General features: G+C 64.9%; 21 protein-coding genes. 15 read left to right on the top strand and 6 right to left on the bottom strand.

From position 1 onward, the window contains the following. Nucleotides 1-4: 4 nt before the first annotated feature. Genes BFN03_RS07905 through BFN03_RS07890 form a run of 4 tightly spaced genes read right to left on the bottom strand, consistent with a single transcriptional unit; the run spans nucleotide 5 to nucleotide 2918 of the window. On the bottom strand, nucleotides 5-781 hold the full coding sequence (locus BFN03_RS07905) for an ABC transporter permease subunit (RefSeq protein WP_070378558.1): 777 nt from the start codon (nucleotides 779-781) through the stop codon (nucleotides 5-7). Next, nucleotides 771-1715 (bottom strand): ABC transporter ATP-binding protein, encoded by a 945-nt coding sequence (locus BFN03_RS07900; RefSeq protein ID WP_070378557.1) that lies wholly within the window; start codon nucleotides 1713-1715, stop codon nucleotides 771-773. The genes BFN03_RS07905 and BFN03_RS07900 overlap by 11 nt, the downstream gene beginning before the upstream one ends. Continuing rightward, nucleotides 1708-2220 (bottom strand): GbsR/MarR family transcriptional regulator, encoded by a 513-nt coding sequence (locus BFN03_RS07895; RefSeq protein ID WP_070378556.1) that lies wholly within the window; start codon nucleotides 2218-2220, stop codon nucleotides 1708-1710. Before BFN03_RS07895 ends, BFN03_RS07900 begins: the two co-directional genes overlap by 8 nt. Before the next feature lie 59 nt (nucleotides 2221-2279). After that, complete coding sequence (locus BFN03_RS07890) at nucleotides 2280-2918, bottom strand: class I SAM-dependent methyltransferase (protein ID WP_070378555.1); 639 nt, start codon at nucleotides 2916-2918, stop codon at nucleotides 2280-2282. Between the two features lie 118 nt (nucleotides 2919-3036). On the opposite strand from BFN03_RS07890, the gene BFN03_RS07885 reads away from it, so the two are divergent. The 4 genes from BFN03_RS07885 to BFN03_RS07870 all read left to right on the top strand — a co-directional run bounded on the left by BFN03_RS07885 (nucleotide 3037) and on the right by BFN03_RS07870 (nucleotide 6244). Then, complete coding sequence (locus tag BFN03_RS07885) at nucleotides 3037-3675, top strand: class I SAM-dependent methyltransferase (RefSeq protein WP_070378554.1); 639 nt, start codon at nucleotides 3037-3039, stop codon at nucleotides 3673-3675. A gap of 42 nt (nucleotides 3676-3717) precedes the next feature. Then, entirely contained in the window at nucleotides 3718-4329 is a 612-nt protein-coding gene (locus BFN03_RS07880) for a TetR/AcrR family transcriptional regulator (protein ID WP_084385543.1), read from the top strand. A gap of 471 nt (nucleotides 4330-4800) precedes the next feature. Further along, nucleotides 4801-5670 carry a cyclopropane mycolic acid synthase family methyltransferase gene (locus BFN03_RS07875; protein WP_070378552.1) on the top strand — a complete coding sequence of 290 codons (870 nt, stop codon included), beginning with the start codon at nucleotides 4801-4803 and terminating at the stop codon, nucleotides 5668-5670. 136 nt (nucleotides 5671-5806) lie between these two features. Further along, nucleotides 5807-6244 carry a hypothetical protein gene (locus tag BFN03_RS07870; RefSeq protein WP_070378551.1) on the top strand — a complete coding sequence of 146 codons (438 nt, stop codon included), beginning with the start codon at nucleotides 5807-5809 and terminating at the stop codon, nucleotides 6242-6244. A gap of 64 nt (nucleotides 6245-6308) precedes the next feature. Here the strand turns inward: BFN03_RS07870 and BFN03_RS07865 are convergent, their stop codons facing one another. Next, the gene (locus tag BFN03_RS07865) at nucleotides 6309-6863 is read right to left on the bottom strand and encodes a helix-turn-helix domain-containing protein (RefSeq protein WP_070378550.1); all 555 of its coding nucleotides are present in this window, start codon (nucleotides 6861-6863) and stop codon (nucleotides 6309-6311) included. A gap of 82 nt (nucleotides 6864-6945) precedes the next feature. Here BFN03_RS07865 and BFN03_RS07860 point away from each other — a divergent pair, with 82 nt between their 5' ends. The 5 genes from BFN03_RS07860 to BFN03_RS07840 all read left to right on the top strand — a co-directional run bounded on the left by BFN03_RS07860 (nucleotide 6946) and on the right by BFN03_RS07840 (nucleotide 10627). Beyond that, nucleotides 6946-7620 (top strand): AzlC family ABC transporter permease, encoded by a 675-nt coding sequence (locus BFN03_RS07860; RefSeq protein ID WP_070378549.1) that lies wholly within the window; start codon nucleotides 6946-6948, stop codon nucleotides 7618-7620. After that, nucleotides 7617-7940, top strand: a complete 324-nt coding sequence (locus BFN03_RS07855; RefSeq protein ID WP_070380717.1) for an AzlD domain-containing protein — start codon at nucleotides 7617-7619, stop codon at nucleotides 7938-7940. Before BFN03_RS07860 ends, BFN03_RS07855 begins: the two co-directional genes overlap by 4 nt. 16 nt (nucleotides 7941-7956) lie before the next feature. Next, nucleotides 7957-8781: a hydrolase gene (locus BFN03_RS07850; protein WP_070378548.1), complete on the top strand. Its 825-nt coding sequence runs from the start codon at nucleotides 7957-7959 to the stop codon at nucleotides 8779-8781. A 21-nt stretch (nucleotides 8782-8802) separates the two neighbouring features. After that, complete coding sequence (locus tag BFN03_RS07845) at nucleotides 8803-9060, top strand: hypothetical protein (RefSeq protein ID WP_232320467.1); 258 nt, start codon at nucleotides 8803-8805, stop codon at nucleotides 9058-9060. Between the two features lie 181 nt (nucleotides 9061-9241). Continuing rightward, nucleotides 9242-10627 carry an NAD(P)/FAD-dependent oxidoreductase gene (locus BFN03_RS07840; RefSeq protein WP_070378547.1) on the top strand — a complete coding sequence of 462 codons (1386 nt, stop codon included), beginning with the start codon at nucleotides 9242-9244 and terminating at the stop codon, nucleotides 10625-10627. 27 nt (nucleotides 10628-10654) lie between these two features. On the opposite strand, the gene BFN03_RS07835 is transcribed toward BFN03_RS07840, so the two are convergent. After that, nucleotides 10655-11116 carry a PaaI family thioesterase gene (locus tag BFN03_RS07835; protein WP_070378546.1) on the bottom strand — a complete coding sequence of 154 codons (462 nt, stop codon included), beginning with the start codon at nucleotides 11114-11116 and terminating at the stop codon, nucleotides 10655-10657. 304 nt (nucleotides 11117-11420) lie between these two features. On the opposite strand from BFN03_RS07835, the gene BFN03_RS07830 reads away from it, so the two are divergent. The 6 genes from BFN03_RS07830 (at nucleotide 11421) to BFN03_RS07805 (ending at nucleotide 18447) form a co-directional block, all read left to right on the top strand. Next, a complete protein-coding gene (locus BFN03_RS07830) occupies nucleotides 11421-12941 on the top strand; it encodes a FecCD family ABC transporter permease (RefSeq protein ID WP_084385542.1) in 1521 nt (506 codons plus the stop codon). Beyond that, the gene (locus tag BFN03_RS07825; protein WP_070378545.1) at nucleotides 12938-14044 is read left to right on the top strand and encodes a FecCD family ABC transporter permease; all 1107 of its coding nucleotides are present in this window, start codon (nucleotides 12938-12940) and stop codon (nucleotides 14042-14044) included. The genes BFN03_RS07830 and BFN03_RS07825 overlap by 4 nt, the downstream gene beginning before the upstream one ends. Continuing rightward, entirely contained in the window at nucleotides 14041-14904 is an 864-nt protein-coding gene (locus BFN03_RS07820) for an ABC transporter ATP-binding protein (RefSeq protein ID WP_070378544.1), read from the top strand. Before BFN03_RS07825 ends, BFN03_RS07820 begins: the two co-directional genes overlap by 4 nt. A gap of 78 nt (nucleotides 14905-14982) precedes the next feature. Continuing rightward, nucleotides 14983-15396: a BlaI/MecI/CopY family transcriptional regulator gene (locus BFN03_RS07815; protein ID WP_070378543.1), complete on the top strand. Its 414-nt coding sequence runs from the start codon at nucleotides 14983-14985 to the stop codon at nucleotides 15394-15396. Between the two features lie 26 nt (nucleotides 15397-15422). Continuing rightward, nucleotides 15423-16382, top strand: a complete 960-nt coding sequence (locus tag BFN03_RS07810) for a M56 family metallopeptidase (protein ID WP_070380714.1) — start codon at nucleotides 15423-15425, stop codon at nucleotides 16380-16382. A 271-nt stretch (nucleotides 16383-16653) separates the two neighbouring features. Further along, nucleotides 16654-18447, top strand: coding sequence for a DEAD/DEAH box helicase (locus BFN03_RS07805; protein WP_070378542.1), 1794 nt, complete (start codon nucleotides 16654-16656; stop codon nucleotides 18445-18447). Nucleotides 18448-18450: the final 3 nt, after the last annotated feature.

The raw sequence follows: 18450 nt of genomic DNA, 5'->3' as shown, positions 1-18450 counted from the left end.
AATCTCACCCCTTCAGATCGCGGTGCTCGAAAGCAAGGAACGCGACGACAAGCGAAATGGCGGTCAGCGCGGTAAGCACCAGCAGGTACCCGGGGTCGAGTCCGTTCACCAACGGTTCGCCCCCGGCGTAGTAGTGCCATGGGCTCAGTCGGGCCCAACCATCCAAGTCGGCCAGCGGCAGCATGGCGTTGGTGATATAGCTCAGGGCTGCTACCGATCCGGCGACAGCGGCGGCGACACTGGGCCGACCGGTGATCGCACCCACTGCCAGTGCGAGTGCGCCGAAGGCGAACGCAAGCATCAACAAGTGCAAGCAGGCGGCCACTATGGCGCTTTGGGTCAATCCGATCCCGAAGAGGGCGTCCGAAGCAGCGGCCGACGCCCAGAACAGAACGGTCGCAGCAGTCAGTGCCAGCAGAAGTCCGCCGAGTTTGGAGGCGAGGATGTGTGCTCGGGTGACCGGTTGCGCGACCAGCACTGCCATCGTTCCCTCTTCCTCTTCTCCGGCGGTGGCCCGGGCGCCGCCCGCCACGGCGTAGCCGACCAGGGCCAGGGGGGCGATCAGGTTGAATACCTCGCCGACCACATAGCCGCCAGGCACATCGGCACCGATGAAGGCGTTCAGCGCCGCGGGGAAGCTGTCGGTGAGGTCGGCAATCGTGCTGGCGAGCGTGGAGCCGATGGCGAGGGCGAAGACGGTCAACACGATCAGTACGGCCCCGAGCCACAGAACCGGCATCCTGCGGTCGCGGAGATCCTTGCCCAGAATGTCAGTGGACATCGGACGCCTGCCTCTCATGCTTGCCTGGTGCCGTCTCCGCGGCGGGTTCGTCGCGGTAGTAGGTCAGGAAGACCTCCTCGAGGTCCGACTCGCGACTGTTGAGGTTGAGGACCTCGTGAGCCATGGCCGCCTTCAGGATGTCGTTGACCGAGCCCTCGAACGACACGGTGGCATGCCGGCGCTCCACCGACGCCTCATGCACCCCGGCGACCCCGGTGAAGGTTTCGGGGGGAATGGGATCGGCGAACTCGAAGTCGATCCGGCGGATCGCTTTGCGCTTGAGATCATCGACCCGTTCCACCACGACCAGTCGTCCTTCCCGAATGATCCCCACCCGGTCGGCCACTCGCTCGACCTCGGAGAGGGTGTGCGAGGACAGGAACACCGTGCGCCCCCCGTCACGCACCTCGTCGATTAGAGCGTGGAATTCCTGCTGGATCAGCGGATCGAGGCCAGCGGTGGGTTCGTCGAGTACCAACAGGGCCGGCCGGTGCATGAACGCCTGGATCAATCCGATCTTCTGCCGGTTTCCCGTCGAATAGTCGCCGACCTTGCGGGAAAGATCGGCCTTGAGTCGTTCGGCGAGCTCGTCGATGTAGGACTGCTCGACTCCACCACGCAAACGGGCAAAATACTGCAGTGTCTCCCTGCCGGTGAGCCGTGGATACAGCGCCAGGTCACCGGGCACGTATCCGATCAGCCGACGGATCTCGAGGGCGTCGCGGTGCACATCATGGCCAAGTATCGTCGCGCGTCCCGAGGTCGGCCGGATCTGGTCGAGAAGGGTGCGGATGGTTGTCGACTTGCCGGCCCCGTTGGGACCGAGGAATCCGAAGATCTCGCCCCGAGCGACCTGCAGGTCCAGGTCTTGCACGGCGGCGACATCGCCATAGTGCTTGGTCAATTTCTGTGTGTCTATTGCCCACTCAGTCATCGCCGCCTCGCCTTTCGTTGTGATACCGCGTCAGTAGCGCGGGGGTTTCGGCCTCCATGAATTGGGCAAGTTCCCACATCTCTTCGAGCCGCCGTCGCCGGTCCGGGGCGTTGTCGGCGAGGGCGCTCAGTCCCTCCTCGGCGAGTTTCCGCAACTCGGCCATCGACCGTCTGCGTTCCTCGATGACGGAGTCGAAGGCATGCCGGCGCAGCCGGTAGTAGGTGCGGCGGTCGCCCGGCACCCCGGACCGTTCGACCAACCCCATCCGAATCAAGAGCCGCGCGGTGGTGCTGACCCCGCCACTCGAGGCCCGCAATCCCGTTGCCAGATCCTCGGAAGATTGCCGTTCGGGTTCACACACCAACAACCAACCCAGCAATCGGCCGGCGAGCCGGGTCGAACCTGCGGACTCGAAATAGCCGCCCATCCGTTCGACGAATTCGCTCAATCTCACGTCGGCCGGTGAGCCTGTCGATGCAGCGACTTCGACGCCATCACGTTTCATAGATTTCAGTATATTCTGAAATCTCCGACTGTCGGCGCGTCCTGCCGGAGTAGCTCCCGTCACTCGGGGAGGTTCTGCTTCGTGCGGAACAGGTAGACGTCGGCGGGCCTCGTATATCGCACGCCGCGTCCGTCGGCCCGGAGTAGCTCGCGGGTGGGATGGGGTGGCCGCTTGGGCTGGAAGTACCGGTCGAGACCGTCGGTGACCACCCGGAATCGGCCGGACTCGCAATGGACGGCGGCCTCGAGCTCGAACCCAGAATCGAGGTGTGCGAGCCCGGCATCGGCGTGACTGTTGTTGACCAGCAGATGCCCACCTGGGCGTAGGCACCGGGCGGCATGCTCGGAGACGGGACCGGCGTAGAGGGAGAGAGCCAGATCCCACTGGGCTCTCGGCAGCGCGGCGAGTGAGTCCGTGTAGTCACCTGCGATGAACTCGATCCTGGGTTCCGCCTCGTACTTTCGCCGGGTCCGAGCTAGGGATATCGCCGCATCGGTACCGGTGAAGGCCCTGTGGGCACGGGTATCCGAATCCAGGTATGTGACGTCGGGCCACACGTAGGAGGGCGCGAGGTCGAGGTAGCTGCCGGGGTACAGCACCCGGCGTGCACCGATTCGGTCGGCGACAGCCTCATAGAGATCAGTGCGGTCACCGATGCTTTGCAAGTAATCGGTGAACGGGTTGCCGAAGCGGGACATGGAACCTCCATAGGCGGTGCGGTAGCGGGACAGTCTGCCGCCGACGGCTCGACAATCGACTGACTTCTGGTCATACTACTGACTGTCGGTCAGTCAACTCAACTGTGAAGGTCACGCAATGCACGAAGCACATCACTCACTCGATTTCGATTGGAACTCCATTTATCGGGGTGACGGCAGCGACACCGCAGCCCCCGATCCTCTGCTGCTCGCTCACACCGCCGCACTGATGCCGGGCATGGCACTCGATTTGGGCTGCGGCGCGGGCGGCAACGCCCTGGAACTGGTTCGACGGGGCTGGCGGGTCACCGGCGTAGACATCGCACCCAACGCCCTTGCCAGTGCCCGTGCGAGTGCGCGCGCTCGCGGGCTCGACCTGGAACTCGCTCTTGGAGACACGGCCAGTTGGCGCCCTTCCACGCGCTACGACCTGGTGCTCAGTTCCTACGCGCTACCGATCGACCCCGCCGCCCAGGCTGCCACCTTCGCAACCTTCGCCGCCGCACTCGCTCCTGGTGGGACCCTTGTCCTCAGCGAGTGGGACGGCGAACGCCTCCACTGGTCAGGTCCGGGTGACCTGCTCACCGAGACCGAACTGCGGGAGGGCATCGATGCGGCCGGACTGCACGTCGAACGAGTCGACCGGATCTCGGCCACGGCGCACCAGCATCGCGGATTCGAGCAGGGACCGATCGAACAGGCCGCACTGATCGTGGTGGCCCGCGCATCGCATGCCATCCTGGAATCCGAACGCTGACTGAACGCCAGTCGGTCGATCCCACCACAGTGAGGAGGGCTCGTGCCCACCGAGAGACCAAACCCCACCGGTCGATTTCAGCCCCCGGATGTGCGCCGCCGCCAGATCCTCGACGCAGTTGCCGAACTGCTGCTAGAGGACGGCTACGACGCGTTGACCATGAGCAAAGCCGCCGCCCGTGCCGGCGTGGCCAAGGGCACGGTGTACCTGTATTTCACCTCCAAACAGGAACTCCTCGCAGCCCTGCAGGGGCGGATGTGGGAGCGGATGCTCGCAGAACCAGCAGCGCGGCTGGACCAACCGGACCTGAGCTGGACCGACCGGCTCGACGGTTTGGTCGCCGACTGGCTGGCCGTCGAACGTACCGACCACGAGCTCTATCACCTGCTGTTCCACGAACTGGGCGCCGTCGGCGGCGAGGAACCCATGCACGCCGCTCGGGACCTTCTGGTGGACTTGCTGCGTGACGGCGCAGCCGCCGGTGAGTTCGACGTCCAGAATCCCGAACTCACCGCCGACTTCCTCACCCACGCCTACGTGGGACCCTGCCATCATCACCCGGATCAAGATGTGACCGATGCGGTACAAACACTCTTCCGGCGCGTCGTCGGCGTCAAAGCGACCGGCGACCGCAACGGCAAGGCATCCGGGTAGCGACAGACTGAATACGTCACTGTGACGTAATGGGACGCGTATGCGGGGAGGTGGAGGAGTGGGCGAAAGTGAACGGATTGCGCCGATCCGGCCTGGACGCGCAGTCACGGGATCGTCCGGATCGACTTCATCGCGAGATCTCCGCGTATTCGACTCGCTGAATAATATTCACAGCGCAGATCGACCCGATATGAGCGACCATCCACGAGTGGCGCACAGGCCGCGTTCGTTCACCTGACACCAGCGGCGATAACGAGCCGCGAGGGATCGCTGTATGTATACCTATGGGGTCGACCGCCGTTGTGACCTGCACCGATATAGCCCACTCAAAATGCCGATAATCGACATTATGTCAAGTCACGCTTTCGGGCCGCGCTGGGTCACCCGCATTCAGGTACGTTCGAGGAAGCCGTCTCCCCTGGTGAGGCGACCGTGAGTTGACCAGACGGGGGGCGAAGTGAGGATCTCCCGATGCCGGAATTCAAGCCCTTCTTCAATCAAGTGCAGTCCCACTACGACCTGTCCGACGACTTCTTCAGGCTGTTCCTCGATCCGAGCATGACCTACAGTTGCGCCTACTTCGAGCGTGAGGATATGACGCTTGAACAAGCGCAGCTGGCCAAGATCGATCTCTCACTCGGCAAATGTGACCTACATCCAGGCATGACGCTACTGGACGTTGGCTGCGGTTGGGGCTCGACGATGCTCCGCGCGCTCGACAAATACGACGTCAACGTCATCGGCCTGACCCTCAGCGAGAACCAATACCGGTACGCGACCGATCTCCTTCGGTCCCTCGTCCGATCTCCGCGAACCGCGGAGGTTCGCCTGCAGGGCTGGGAGGAATTCGACGAGCCGGTAGACCGCATCGTCAGCATCGGCGCCTTCGAGCACTTCCGCCGCCACCGCTATCAGGCATTCTTCGACAAGTGCCGGGACCTCCTCCCCCCGGATGGCAGGATGTTGCTGCATTCGATCGTCGCGTACCAGCGAGACAGCCTGGAGAAGCGGGGTATCCCCGTTACCGAGGAACACGTTCGGTTCGCGATCTTCATCGTTCGAGAGATCTTTCGTGGTGGATTCCTGCCCGAACCGGAATGGGTTACCGCCCCGGCCGAGCGGGCGGGGTTCGAAGTCGACCGGATTCAGCCGCTGCAACCGCACTATGCTCGCACACTGGATATATGGGCCGCGGCGCTCGCCGCCCATCATGATGACGCTGTCCGGATCGCCTCGGAAGAGACCTACGAGCGGTACATGAAGTACCTGACTGGCTGCGCCGAGCAGTTCCGCGATGGACGTGTCGACGTCATGCAGTTCTCTCTGTCCAAACAGGGTTGAGCCGACGTGCCAGCGGTTGGCGCGGGCCAGACCCTCAATCCCCGTCGCGCACATCTTGCGTTTATCCCTCCGCACCGCGGGTATCAACGATCAAGAGGATGTTCAGGGACAATGTCGCTGAGATTGAGGGTTTCCGATGAGGGCATTCACGGAACGCGCAGCCGCCTCCATAATCTTCGCCGGAACCCTTGCCGTGGCCATGGCAAGTTCCGGGATGGCCGAACCGGGTGACGTCACGGTCGCGTCCACCGCGGACGGCAGCACCGTCACAACCACGATCACCAACGGCACCGGCGAGGACATCGTGTGCGGGGTCGTTGGTATGGATGCCGCGGACGACGTCACGAATCCGGAATCCGTCGCCGTTTTTCGTGAGCCCAACGTGACTGTCAACCCCGGATCGCGTGAACTCACATTCTCGGACGTGCCGGATGGCGATTACCTGGTCCACTGGATTTGCAGGGACCCCGACGGCCCGGAAGGCGGTGTCTGGGGTTCGTCGCCGCTCCCAGAGACCGCCTACGCCATGCCCGGCACAGCGCAACCCATCCCCCTCAGTGTGAACGCCGCGTAAGTTCTGGTCTGGGTGAAACACGCTCTCGGGTCCCGTTCTCGGGGAATCGTCGGGACTGCAGTGGTCAGTTGTACTCGGAGATCAAGACCGCCCGCGTTCCCGGCTCGAGTGCCTCGAACACATGTGCGATGTCGCCCGGGTATGTGATGTAGTCCCCTGGTCCGAGTTCGACGGGATCCCCCGCGACACCCACGAGTGCGCGTCCGGCACTGAGGATGACGTGCTCGACCAGCCCGGGCATGTGGGGCTCGGATTCTCGACCTGATCCCGGTTCCGCCGCAATGCGATACACATCTCGCCGCGCTGTCGGCAGGAAGGACGCGACCAGCGTGGCGCGATAGTCGGCCTGCTCGGATGCCAGCTCCGGACCCTCGTTCGCGCGGATCACCTGAACCCGCGGCCGTGGCGGGTCCAACAATTGCGACATAGGCACATCCAGAGCGACGCACAGAGCCCACAGCGTCTCCACGCTCGGATTTCCGCTGCCCGACTCCAGCTGGGAAAGAGTGGATTTCGCTACGCCCGCACGGCGGGCCACCTCAGTAAGGGACAAGCCCGATCGCTCGCGCTCGCGGCGAAGCGAAGGGCCGATGTATCCCAGCGGAGATTGACTTTCCATGACTCCCCATCCCGTGCCTGTTCGCTAGATTGGGCAATTGTTCGATTTGACGAACACGGCCGCACTGTTCAGTATATGCGTTATGCGTTCGATATTACGAACACTCGACTCAGCCCTCCTCCGGAACATCGCACTGGTGTGCGTTGCCGACGGCCTCGTCGGCATCTCGTATGGCGCGATCGCGGTCAGTGGGGGTCTCGACCCGTGGGTACCCGTCGCCTTGTCGGTACTGGTGCTCGCGGGTTCGGCTGAGTTCCTGTTCGTGGGCATCGTCGGCGCAGGCGGAAGCCCGATTGCGGCGGTGTTCGCCGGCCTGCTGGTGAACGCACGCCACCTTCCGTTCGGTCTGGCGGTCGGAGACGTCCTGGATCGCGGATGGACCCGCGTTCTCGGAAGTCACCTGATGAACGACGAGTCGGTGGTCTTCGCCCTCAGCCAGGCCGATCGTGACCGCAGGAGGGCCGCGTTCTGGGTGTGTGGTGTCGGAATCGCCATCTGCTGGCCTCTCGGGGCATTCATCGGCGCACTGATCGGCAATGCGGTAGGTGATACCGCCGCACTCGGACTCGACGCCATGTTCCCCGCCGTCCTGCTCGCACTGGTGCTACCCGCGCTGCGTGATCGTGATGTCCGGGGGCCCGCACTGGCCGGCGCGGTCATCGCCTTGGTGACCACTCCCCTCCTGCCCGCCGGATTACCCATTCTTGCTTCACTTCTCGGACTGCTGATCGGTTTCTGGTGGAAGGTTCTGCGTTGAATTCAGCTCTCGTCCTGATCGGAGCGGTCGGCGCCCTCGCCGCGGGCACATACGCCTTTCGCTTCGCGGGACCGATACTGCAGCCCCGTCTCGCCGTCAGGCCTGGGTTGGAGAAACTGATGGCGGCCGCGGCGGTCGTACTCCTCACATCGCTCGTAGGCACGACGGCCCTCATGGAGGGTCACGGTCCGGCCGGAGTAGCACGTCCTGCCGGGGTGCTCGTGGCGGGAATACTCGCCTGGCGCAGGGCACCTTTCGTCGTCGTTGTCCTGTCCGCCGCGGCAACGGCTGCCGGATTACGCCTCCTAGGCGTGCCCTGAGGGGCATGATCATGGAGTGCCCCTTCATCTTTGCGCCACGTGCGGTGTCGAACAGGACCCATACACGCCCCTCCCCGAGGATTGTGCGATCTGCGCAGACGAACGACAGTACATTCCCCTGGGTGGTCAGGTGTGGACGACTGTCGAGGCTCTGTCCGCCGAGGGGCACCGTGTCGAGGTGCGCGAAGTCGAGCGGGGGTTGTTCGGGCTGCACGTCGAGCCGAAGTTCGCGATCGGCCAGCAGTCCCTGCTGGTCTGCACGCCCCAGGGGTCGCTGTTGTGGGACCCGATCGGCTTCGTCGATGCGGCGGCAATCGATGTGGTCGCGTCGCACGGTCCGGTCATCGCGGTTGCGGCCAGCCATCCCCACATGTTCGGCGTGCAGACGCAATGGTCGAGAGCACTTGGAGACGTACCGATCCTGGTGGCGGACGCCGACCGTTCGTGGCTGGCACGATGCGACGGCCCGACCGTGTTCTGGTCCGGGACACACGAGGTCGCCCCGGGGCTGACGCTGCATCAGATCGGTGGTCACTTTCCGGGTAGCGCGGTGGCGCACTGGCAAAGCGGAGCCGATGGCCGGGGCGTGCTCCTCACCGCGGACGGAGTGTTTCCCAACCCGGACCGTCGCACGGTGTCTTTCCTTCGCTCGTATCCGAATCGGTTGCCCTTATCGGCGTCGGTGGTCAGACGCATCGCGGACCAATTGTCGAGCCTCGAATTCGACCGCATCATCGGCAATTTCGACAACGCAATCGAACAAGGCGGACCTGCCTCACTCGAGTACTCGGCTGCCCGCCATTGTGCGTGGGTCACTGGCGAGTTCGACAACCTGACGTAACGTCTAGACAGTGCCCTCAGGGTGACTGCAGCGGTGAGTGACGAGGGCATCCGAAGCATCGGCGACCCTGCGCAACAGCAGGCCACAACGGAGGAGGCAAGTCGGATGGATTGGACAGCAATTGGAGTCGGTTTCGGATACGTGGTCACCGTGCTCGTCGTTCTCGTCGTGGTGGTCGGGCTGTCGGGGCTGTTCGTGTTGTCGATCAGACCGGATTTCGATGAACCGACACGTGCGGAATGGAAGTCGCTGAGGAAGCAAATCGACAACACGAAGTAACCGAGGCCGCAGCGTGCGGCGGGCAGTTCACTCAAGGGCGCTGCCCGCTTCGCGGACCGTGGGAGTAGGCGCGATTCTTGATCGATTCTGCGCTCGACCGCACCGAAGCAAGGCCTGCTGATCCGCGCGGAACGGCGGCGACTACCGTTGCACTAGTCGCCTATGTTTCGAGGAGTCTGGAATGAGTAACCAGTCGGCTGAGTCACGCCGCCATCGCGTCGTGGTCATTGGATCCGGCTTCGGGGGTTTGTTCGGCACACAAGCCCTCAAGGGTGCCGACGTCGAGATCACCATGATCGCACGCACGACTCACCATCTTTTCCAGCCATTGTTGTATCAGGTGGCCACCGGAATCCTCTCTGTCGGCGACATCGCTCCCGCGACCCGGCTCGTCCTGCGCAAACAGAAGAATGCCCAGGTTCTGCTCGGCGATGTCCAGGAGATCGACCTCGAGGCCAAGACGATCACCTCTCAGTTTCTGGAGCGGACCACGGTGACCCCGTACGACAGCCTGATTGTCGCGGCGGGCGCCGGTCAGTCCTACTTCGGCAACGATCACTTCTCCGAGTTCGCGCCCGGAATGAAGACGGTCGATGACGCACTCGAGCTGCGAGGCCGCATTCTGGGCGCCTTCGAGCAGGCCGAGCTGTCCGAAGATCCGGAGGAACGAGCACGCCTGCTGACCTTCGTGGTGGTCGGCGCCGGGCCTACCGGTGTCGAACTCGCAGGACAGATTGCGGAACTGGCGCATCGCACCCTGTCCGGGGCCTTCCGCAACATCGATTCGCGTGATGCTCGCGTGATTCTGCTGGATGGAGCGGACGACGTCCTGCCCGCGTACGGCGGTAAACTGAGCAGAAAAGCAGCGCAACAGCTCGAGAAGCTCGGCACCGACATTCAGCTCGGTGCCATGGTCGTCGATGTCGACGTCGACGGTCTCGTCGTGAAGGACAAGGACGGTACCGAACGACGGATCGAGTCACAGTGCAAGGTGTGGTCCGCGGGCGTGCAGGCAAGTCCGCTGGCTAAGCAGATTGCCGATCAGTCCGAGGCCGAGGTGGACCGCGCTGGTCGATTGATGGTCAATCCCGACCTGTCGGTGCCCGGACACCCCGATGTCTTCGTGGTCGGCGACATGATGTCGCTCGACAACCTGCCCGGCCTCGCCCAGGTGGCCATGCAGGGCGGCAAGTACGCAGCCAAGCAGATCAAGGCCGGACTACACGGCCACAAGCCCGAGGACCGCGCACCCTTCAAGTACTTCGACAAGGGCAGCATGGCCACGATTTCGCGGTTCAGTGCCGTCGCGAAGGTCGGCAAACTCGAGATCAGCGGATTCGTCGGCTGGGTGGCATGGCTGGCCGTCCACCTCATGTACCTGGTCGGATTCCGGAGCAGGCTCTCCACCATTCTGTCTTGGACCGTCACGTTCCTCGGCCGGGGACGTGCACAGATGGCGTCCACCGAGCAGTGGGTCTTCGCGCGAAACGCGATGGAGCAACTCGAGCGGCACGAGCGGGAGCGAGAGATCTCCGCGAGCGAGCACCCGCACAAAGCCGCTGGGTGATACCTCGCTGTCGGTGATTCCGGCCGGCTAGTTTCCGAGCCTGCCGGTGTCGCTGATGTTGGCCAGCCGGACCTGACCCTTCGAGACCATGCGGCCGTGTTCGTCAGCGATTCGAACCTCCCACAACTGCTGGGTGCGGCCGCGATGGATGGGTTCGGCGGTGGCGGTCATTCTTCCCTCGCGTACCGCACGCAGAAAGTCGGTGTTGTTGTTGACCCCGACGACGTGTCCGCGACCTCCGAGCCACATCATCCCCGCGGTGCTGGCAACCGATTCGATTACGGAGCAATACACTCCACCGTGTTGAATTCCGGCGGGTTGATGGTGGTCGGGTGAGACGGTCCACTGGGCCTGCACGCGATCGGGACTGAGTTCGGTGTATTCGAGTCCGATGAGGGCATCGAATCCCCTGTCCAGATGTTCGAATACCTCGGCAGTATCGATCCGACCTTCCCCGTTCGAGGCCTGCCGCTCGCCGGAACCCGCCATCATGCTCCCCATCCGATCATGGTGCGCCCTAGCGGCGCACGCCCTGTCCTGCCTACACGACGACCGACTCATCGATTGCGGCGGGTGCGACAAAGGGATCGGCGGGCCTCACGCCTGGAGATCGTGAGGCCCGCCGAGGGGAGGACCGGGAGTCGCTGCAGCCCTCAGGACTCCGGTGCGGTCCGGTAGTTCGGTTCTCGGCGCATCGCCTGACCGCTCGACGCGCCACAGCGACTATAGGCAAGGCTGCCCTAATTCCGCAACTAAGTGCGGTCTACGGGATAGGGTTCCGTAACCTAAGTGGATGAATCGGCGCCTGCTCGGTTCACCAGCAGACACGTCAGGAGCTCTTCCACTAGTGACGACCAGACAGTTCGGCAGCGACATCCCGCACCTGCCGACCGACGAACCGTACGGAAAAAGCGACGTTCCGCACGGCCGTGCCCCGGTGCATCTGCGTGCACTGGCGGCTCTATTCGACCTCGGGATCGTGGCGATTCCCCTCGTCCTCGGCTGGTATACCGTCGATGCGCTGAGCGAAGCCAACGGAGGCGGGCAGGCAGACCGCATCGTCTTCGGCTCTGCCGCGGCCGCCATTGCGGTGGCACTTGCGGTGTGGAACCGAGGTTTTCGCGAGGGCAACACCGGGCAGAGTTCCGGCAAGGGTTGGGTCGGCCTCGTCACCCGCGACATCGACACTCGCGACGCGATCGGCCCCATACGGGCCCTGACGCGGGTGCCGTGGGGATCCGGAACCGAAGTTGTCCGCGAGAGCACTGCGAAAGAGGAAGGTTTCACCGTCCTCACGAAGGACGTGTCGGTCGCGGGAATCCGCCGTCGCAGGCTTGTCGGCCTGGGTGTCCTTGTTGTCCTGCTCGCCCTGGTTCTGCTCGCGAGCATCGCAATCGGGGCGCGCCCGTTGTCCTTCACGGAGATCTTCCACGCCCTGTTCGCGGCGGATGGGTCGCAGACCGACATCATCGTGCACACCCTGCGCATTCCGCGCACAGCGTTGGGGCTCATAGTGGGCATCGCACTCGGTGTGGCCGGGGCATTGATTCAGGGCCACACCCGCAATCCACTCGCCGATGCGGGCCTTCTCGGTCTCAGTGCCGGCGCCGCATTCCTTGTCGTGCTGTCGATGTACCTGTTCGGCTTCACCACGCCCAGCGAATACCTGTGGTTCGCCTTTGCCGGGTCGTTCGCGGCTAGCGTGATCGTGTTCGGGCTGGCGTCGATCGGCAACGGTGGGGCGAGTCCGCTGAGTCTGGCACTGGCCGGCGCTGCCGTCGCGTTCTTTCTCCAGGCCATGACGAACGCGGTCATCATCATCGACCAGGCCAGCCTGGATGCCTACCGTTTCTGGGTGGTCGGTTCGGTGGCCGGACGGGGTTTCGACGTGCTCTGGCAAGTGCTGCCGTTCCTCATCGTCGGGCTGATCCTCGCCCTGGTCAGTACCCCCGGGCTGAACGTCCTGAGTCTTGGTGAGGATGTCGCCCGGGCCCTCGGTACCAACGTCGCGGCCAGCCGCGTCCTTGGCGTCCTCGCCATCACGCTGCTGATCGGTGCGGCCACCGCAGCCTGCGGACCGATCGCGTTCATCGGCCTGGTGGTCCCCCACGTGGCCCGCGCGATCACCGGCCCCGACTACCGTTGGCTCGTCCCTTACGCGGGGCTACTCGGCGGCATCATGCTCGTCACCGCGGACGTTATCGGTCGCGTCGTCGTCCGACCGGGTGAGTTGCAGGTGGGCATCGTGCTGGCCGTGTTCGGCGCACCGTTCTTCATCGCATTGGTTCGGCGTAGAAAGCTGGCAAAGCTATGAGTGTCAGAGACGAGTTGCGCAGCGACGCCACACCGAAGGTGACGTCAGGGGTTCCTGCGCGCCCGGCATTCCGCCTCGGGGCGATCTCCCTTGTCCTCCGGCCGCTCGCAATCGCCGTGAACGTAGCGTTACTGGTGGCGCTGTTCCTTCTGCTCTGCCTGCACATCGGGCGGGGCGACTACCCGATGTCGATCCCCGAGGTCTCGAGGGTGCTCTTCGGGGGTGGCACCTCGGCCCAGAATTTCATCGTCATGGACCTGCGCCTGCCGAGGGCGCTGACCGGGGCGTTCATCGGCATGGCCCTCGGGTTGGCCGGCGCCATCACCCAGTCGATCGCCCGGAACGCGTTGGCGAGCCCGGACATCCTCGGCATAACCTCCGGTGCCAGCGCTGCCGCGGTTGCATTGATAGTTCTCGGCGGGGGCGGCTCCTTCGTCGGTCTGCTGGCAACCGTGGGTATCCCACTGGCCGCGCTGTGTGGTGCGCTGCTCACCGCGGCAGTCATCTACCTGCTCGCCTGGCGCGCCGGCGTCGAGGGTTACCGGTTGATCCTGATCGGCATCGGAATCAACGCCATGCTCATCGCGGTCACCGGATGGCTGCTCATCTCGGCGGACATCAACGATGCCTCCCGCGCCCAGATCTGGCTCAACGGTTCCCTGGGCGGTGCGTCGTGGGACCAGATGTGGCCGGTGGCGATCGCCGTCGCGGTGATCGGCGGTTATGCGGTCGTCTCGTCGTTCACGATGGGAGCGCTCCGCCTCGGCGACGACAACGCCGTCTCGTTGGGCGTCCGCCTGCAGTGGTCGCAGGCGCGTCTCCTGCTGATCGCCGTGACCCTGGCGGGCATCGCGACGGCGGCGGCGGGTCCGATCGCTTTCGTGGCGCTCGCCGCACCCCAGGTCGCCCTGAGGCTGGTACGCGCCGCGGGACCGCCACTGATCGCGTCAGCGCTGACCGGTGCCGTACTCGTCGTGTGCAGCGACGTGGTGGCGCGCACGGTTCTGCCGGTCGAACTCCCCGTCGGCATCGTCACCTCGGCGCTCGGCGGAATATTCCTGATGTATCTGCTGGTTCGCAACAATCGGAAGGTCACGGCATGACCGCGCAGCCGCACGCACGACTGATCGCCGAAGGCGTGAGCCTCGGATACGGCGACCGCATCATCGTCGACAAGCTCGACCTCCAGATCGAGACGGGGGTGATCACCACCGTGATCGGCCCCAACGGGTGTGGCAAGTCGACCCTGCTGCGTGCGCTGGGCAGGCTACTCAAGCCCCGGGCTGGTTCGGTGCTGCTCGATGGGAAGGCCATCGGGTCGATGCGTACCAGGGACGTCGCCCGCACCCTTGGCATGCTCCCCCAGTCGCCGACCGCGCCGGAGGGCTTGACGGTTGCCGACCTGGTAGCGCGCGGTCGGCATCCGCATCAGTCGTGGATCCGGCAGTGGTCGTCGGACGACGAGGGCGAGGTCGCCGAGGCGCTCGCATTGACCGGGGTGTCCGACCTTGCAGATCGTCCGGTCGACCAGTTGTCCGGCGGACAGCGGCAGCGCGCGTGGATCTCGATGGCGCTCGCGCAGGGAACCGACATCCTCTTGCTCGACGAGCCCACAACCTACTTGGACCTGGCGCATTCGATCGAGGTTCTCGACCTCGTCGACCGAATGCACGAGGAGATGGGCCGCACCGTGGTGATGGTGCTCCACGACCTCAACCTTGCGATCCGCTACAGCGACCGGTTGATCGTGATGCGGGACGGCACGGTCTTCGCGGCAGGCGCACCGAAGGACATCATCTCCGCCGAACTCCTCCTCGAGGTGTTCGGCCTCGAGGCCACGGTGATCGCCGACCCGGTGGCCGATCGCCCGTTGGTGGTACCGATCGGGACGCGTCACGTGTACGGCGCGACAGGGGGTCCCGCCGCTGCAAATCGAGCATCGACCGACCCGACGACACTATGACCATTACCACACGCTGAACCGACTGTTGGCTACGCCCACTTGTGCATACCCGCGAGATGATAACCGTAGAATCGGAACATGGCTGGTCTCGGGGAACTCGAACGCGCGGTGATGGATCACCTGTGGTCAACATCGGAACCACAGACTGTGCGTCAGGTGCACGAGGAACTGGCGACCCGACGTGACCTTGCGTACACGACGGTCATGACCGTGCTGCAGCGACTGGCCAAGAAGCGCCTAGTCATTCAGCAGCGCGACGATCGTGCACACCGATATCTGCCGGTGCACGAGCGTGAAGAACTCGTCGCGAGCCTCATGGTGGACGCACTCCAGCAGGCCGACGAGTCAGGAAGCCGCGCTGCCGCACTCGTTCACTTCGTCGGCCAGGTCGGTGCCGACGAGGCCGACGCACTCCGTGAGGCCCTCGCCGCACTCGAGTCCAAGGAACGATCCGACGGCGGCGATGAGCCCGGAGCCGCTCGCGCGGTCTGACATTCGTCGTGCATTATGTGAAGGACATGCACGCCACCGCCGCGCTGGTATTCGGAGTACTCGCACTCCTGTTCGCAGGGCCAGTCCCTGCGCTGCTGAGTCGTGCCCGCTGGCCGTACCGAGCACCGCGCGCGGCCCTGGTGTTATGGCAGGCAATCGCCCTCGCAGCGGTGCTGTCTGCATTCGGTTCGGGACTTGCGATCGCCAGCCAACTCCTCGTTCCCGGCCCGGATGGCCGACCGACCACCTCGCCGGTCGAGGAGATCGACGCTCTGGGCTTGCCCCTTTGGCTCCTCTACGTGGCGGTTCTCGCTCTGACACTGATGGTCGGGGCGCGGCTGATCTTCTCTGTCGTCCAGGTCGGTATTCGAACCAGGCGACGGCGCTCGAGGCACCGCATGCTTGTCGATCTCCTCGACAACGGTCCCACGGCGTCCCCGCTTGCGCGCGCTCCGGATCTGCGCGTCCTCGACGCGGCCGAGCCGATCGCCTATTGCCTACCCGGCCTGCGTCGGCGAGTCGTACTGAGTCGGGGAACGTTCACCAAACTCAGCGACGTGGAGATTGCTGCGATCCTCTCCCACGAACGTTCACACCTGCGCGCCCGACACGACCTAGTGCTCGAGGCCTTCACCGCTGTCAACGCTGCCTTCCCGAAGGTCGTGCGCAGCAAGTCGGCGCTGGGATCGGTGCAGCTGCTTGTCGAGATGCTGGCCGATGATTCCGCTGTCCGCGCCACCGGGCCAGCGGCACTCGCCAGGGCACTCGTGGCCTGTTCGGGTTCACACGCTCCCAATGGAGCGATGGCTGCAGGTGGCCCCGACACGCTGCTGCGGGTGCAGCGGCTCGCCTCATCGGAGACGCGTGCGGCAACGTCCGTATCGCTGGCGGCATATGCGGCGTCCGTCGCCATACTCGTCGTGCCGACAATCGCCGTCGCCGTCCCCTGGCTGACCGAACTGAGCAGGTTGTTCCGCGCCCTGTAGTCACTCACGTCACAGAACAACGAATTCGCTGGCCGGGCACTGCGTCGCGTACACTGTTCGGCGGCCGCGGTAGTTCATCAACACCGAAGTTCACCAAGCACCGAACTTCACCAAACACCGAGGTCGATCAACACCGAAACGGCACACAGCCCCATTCCCCCGCGCTCACGCGAATGGATGACCAGGTGACATGTGCCCTGGCTCGTCCCATTGTGCGTGCTGAACGACAGCCCCCGCTCCGCGACGCGCCCTATGCCCGGAGAGGTACCGCGTGACCAACGCTGTCCAGATGACGTCTGCCCACGACGAGCAGGCTGATATCGAAGCCCTTGATGAGAATGCCGGCGCAGCCGACACAGCCGCCGTGACGTTCGCCGAGATCGGCCTGCCCGCGCCGCTGGTGCAAGCGCTGGCCCGCAACTCCATCACGATCCCGTCACCGATTCAGGCGCAGTCCGTTCCGGACGCACTCGCGGGCACCAACGTTCTCGGCCGCGCCCAGACCGGATCGGGCAAGACCCTCGCCTTCGGTCTGCCGATGCTCGCCCGACTCGCCCGACACGAAGACCGACCCGCACCCAAGCGTCCCCGCGCGCTGGTGCTCGTACCCACCCGTGAACTCGCCTTCCAGGTGGTCGATTCCCTCGCGACCTACGCCGGTGCGCTCGGACTGAGCGTAAGACCCGCCGTCGGCGGAACTCCGTTCACGAGACAGGTTGACCAGTTGCGGCGTGGTGTCGACGTCCTCGTCGCCACCCCGGGCCGACTCGGTGATCACCTCCGCCAGGGCACCTGCATCCTCGATTCCGTCGAAATCACAGCCCTCGACGAGGCTGATCAGATGGCTGACATGGGCTTCCTGCCCGAGGTGCGGTCCATCCTCGGCGACACACCGGCCGAAGGCCAGCGTCTGCTGTTCTCCGCCACTCTGGACCGCGAGGTGCAGTCGCTGGTCCGCCAGTTCCTTCCGGATCATGTTCAGCACTCCACGGAGGACGGGCGGGCCAGCGTGGACACGATGGAGCACTACGTGCTGCTCGTCGACCGCGGCCAGAAGGACAACGTCCTTGCCGAAATCGGTGCCCGCGAGGGGCGCACCATCATGTTCGCCCGGACCAAGCTCGGGTGTGAGGGCATCACCGACCGTCTGCGAGCGGTCGGAATCGCCGCCGAGGCTCTGCACGGGGGCAAGGCACAGAACCAGCGCAGCCGGGTCCTCGAACGATTCAAGAACGGCCGCACCCCGGTACTGGTCGCGACCGACGTCGCCGCACGCGGCATCCATGTCGACGGCATCGACCTGGTCGTGAACGTCGATCCGCCCGCCGACCACAAGGACTACCTGCACCGTGCAGGCCGGACCGCGCGTGCCGGCGAGAAGGGCATCGTCGTCGCGATCGTGCTACCCAACCAGAAGCGCACGTTCAGGCGCCTGACCGGGATGGCAGGCGTCGACGCCACGGCTGTGCCGGTCTCCCCCGGTTCGGAGAAGCTGGCCAGCATCACCGGAGCCAAGGCACCCAGTGGAGAACCGGTGCGCGAAACCCACTTCGGCCGCGGCGGCGATAGAAAGTTCGGCAACCGTGGGCCCCGGCGCGATGGTGGATACGGCCGCCCCAACCGCGGCAATCGGAGCAACGACGACCGGCCGTCGGGCAGGCGTAACTTCGAGGGCCGCGACCCCCGTCGAGACCAGTCCGACTCCAGATCTAGCGGCTACCGGAGCGCTCGGCCAAGCCGAGACGGTGACACCCGCGGCAGCGGCTACCGAGGGGACCGCGACAACCGCACGGTGAACGATCGAGCGCCGCGCCGTGACCTCGGTGACCGCGGCGACAACCCTCGCGCCACCGCCGAGCGGACCTTCGACCGCGGTACCCATCGCCGCGACTTCGGTGACAGCCGGGGCCGTGACAACCGGGGCGGGGGCTTCCGCCGCGACGACGATCGTGGGGCAGCCGCGCCGGATCGGCGTCCCGCGCCCACCCGCGGTGGATTCCGTAGCCGCACGGATCGTCGCTCCTACGACGGCTTCGACGGCCCGATTCGCGAGCGTCGGAGCTGAGTT

Origin of the sequence: Rhodococcus sp. WMMA185 (genome assembly GCF_001767395.1) — a bacterium.
Classification (GTDB): domain Bacteria; phylum Actinomycetota; class Actinomycetes; order Mycobacteriales; family Mycobacteriaceae; genus Rhodococcus_F.
The sequence above is the reverse complement of the archived record's forward strand: the minus strand, read 5'-3'. Positions and strand labels throughout refer to the sequence as shown.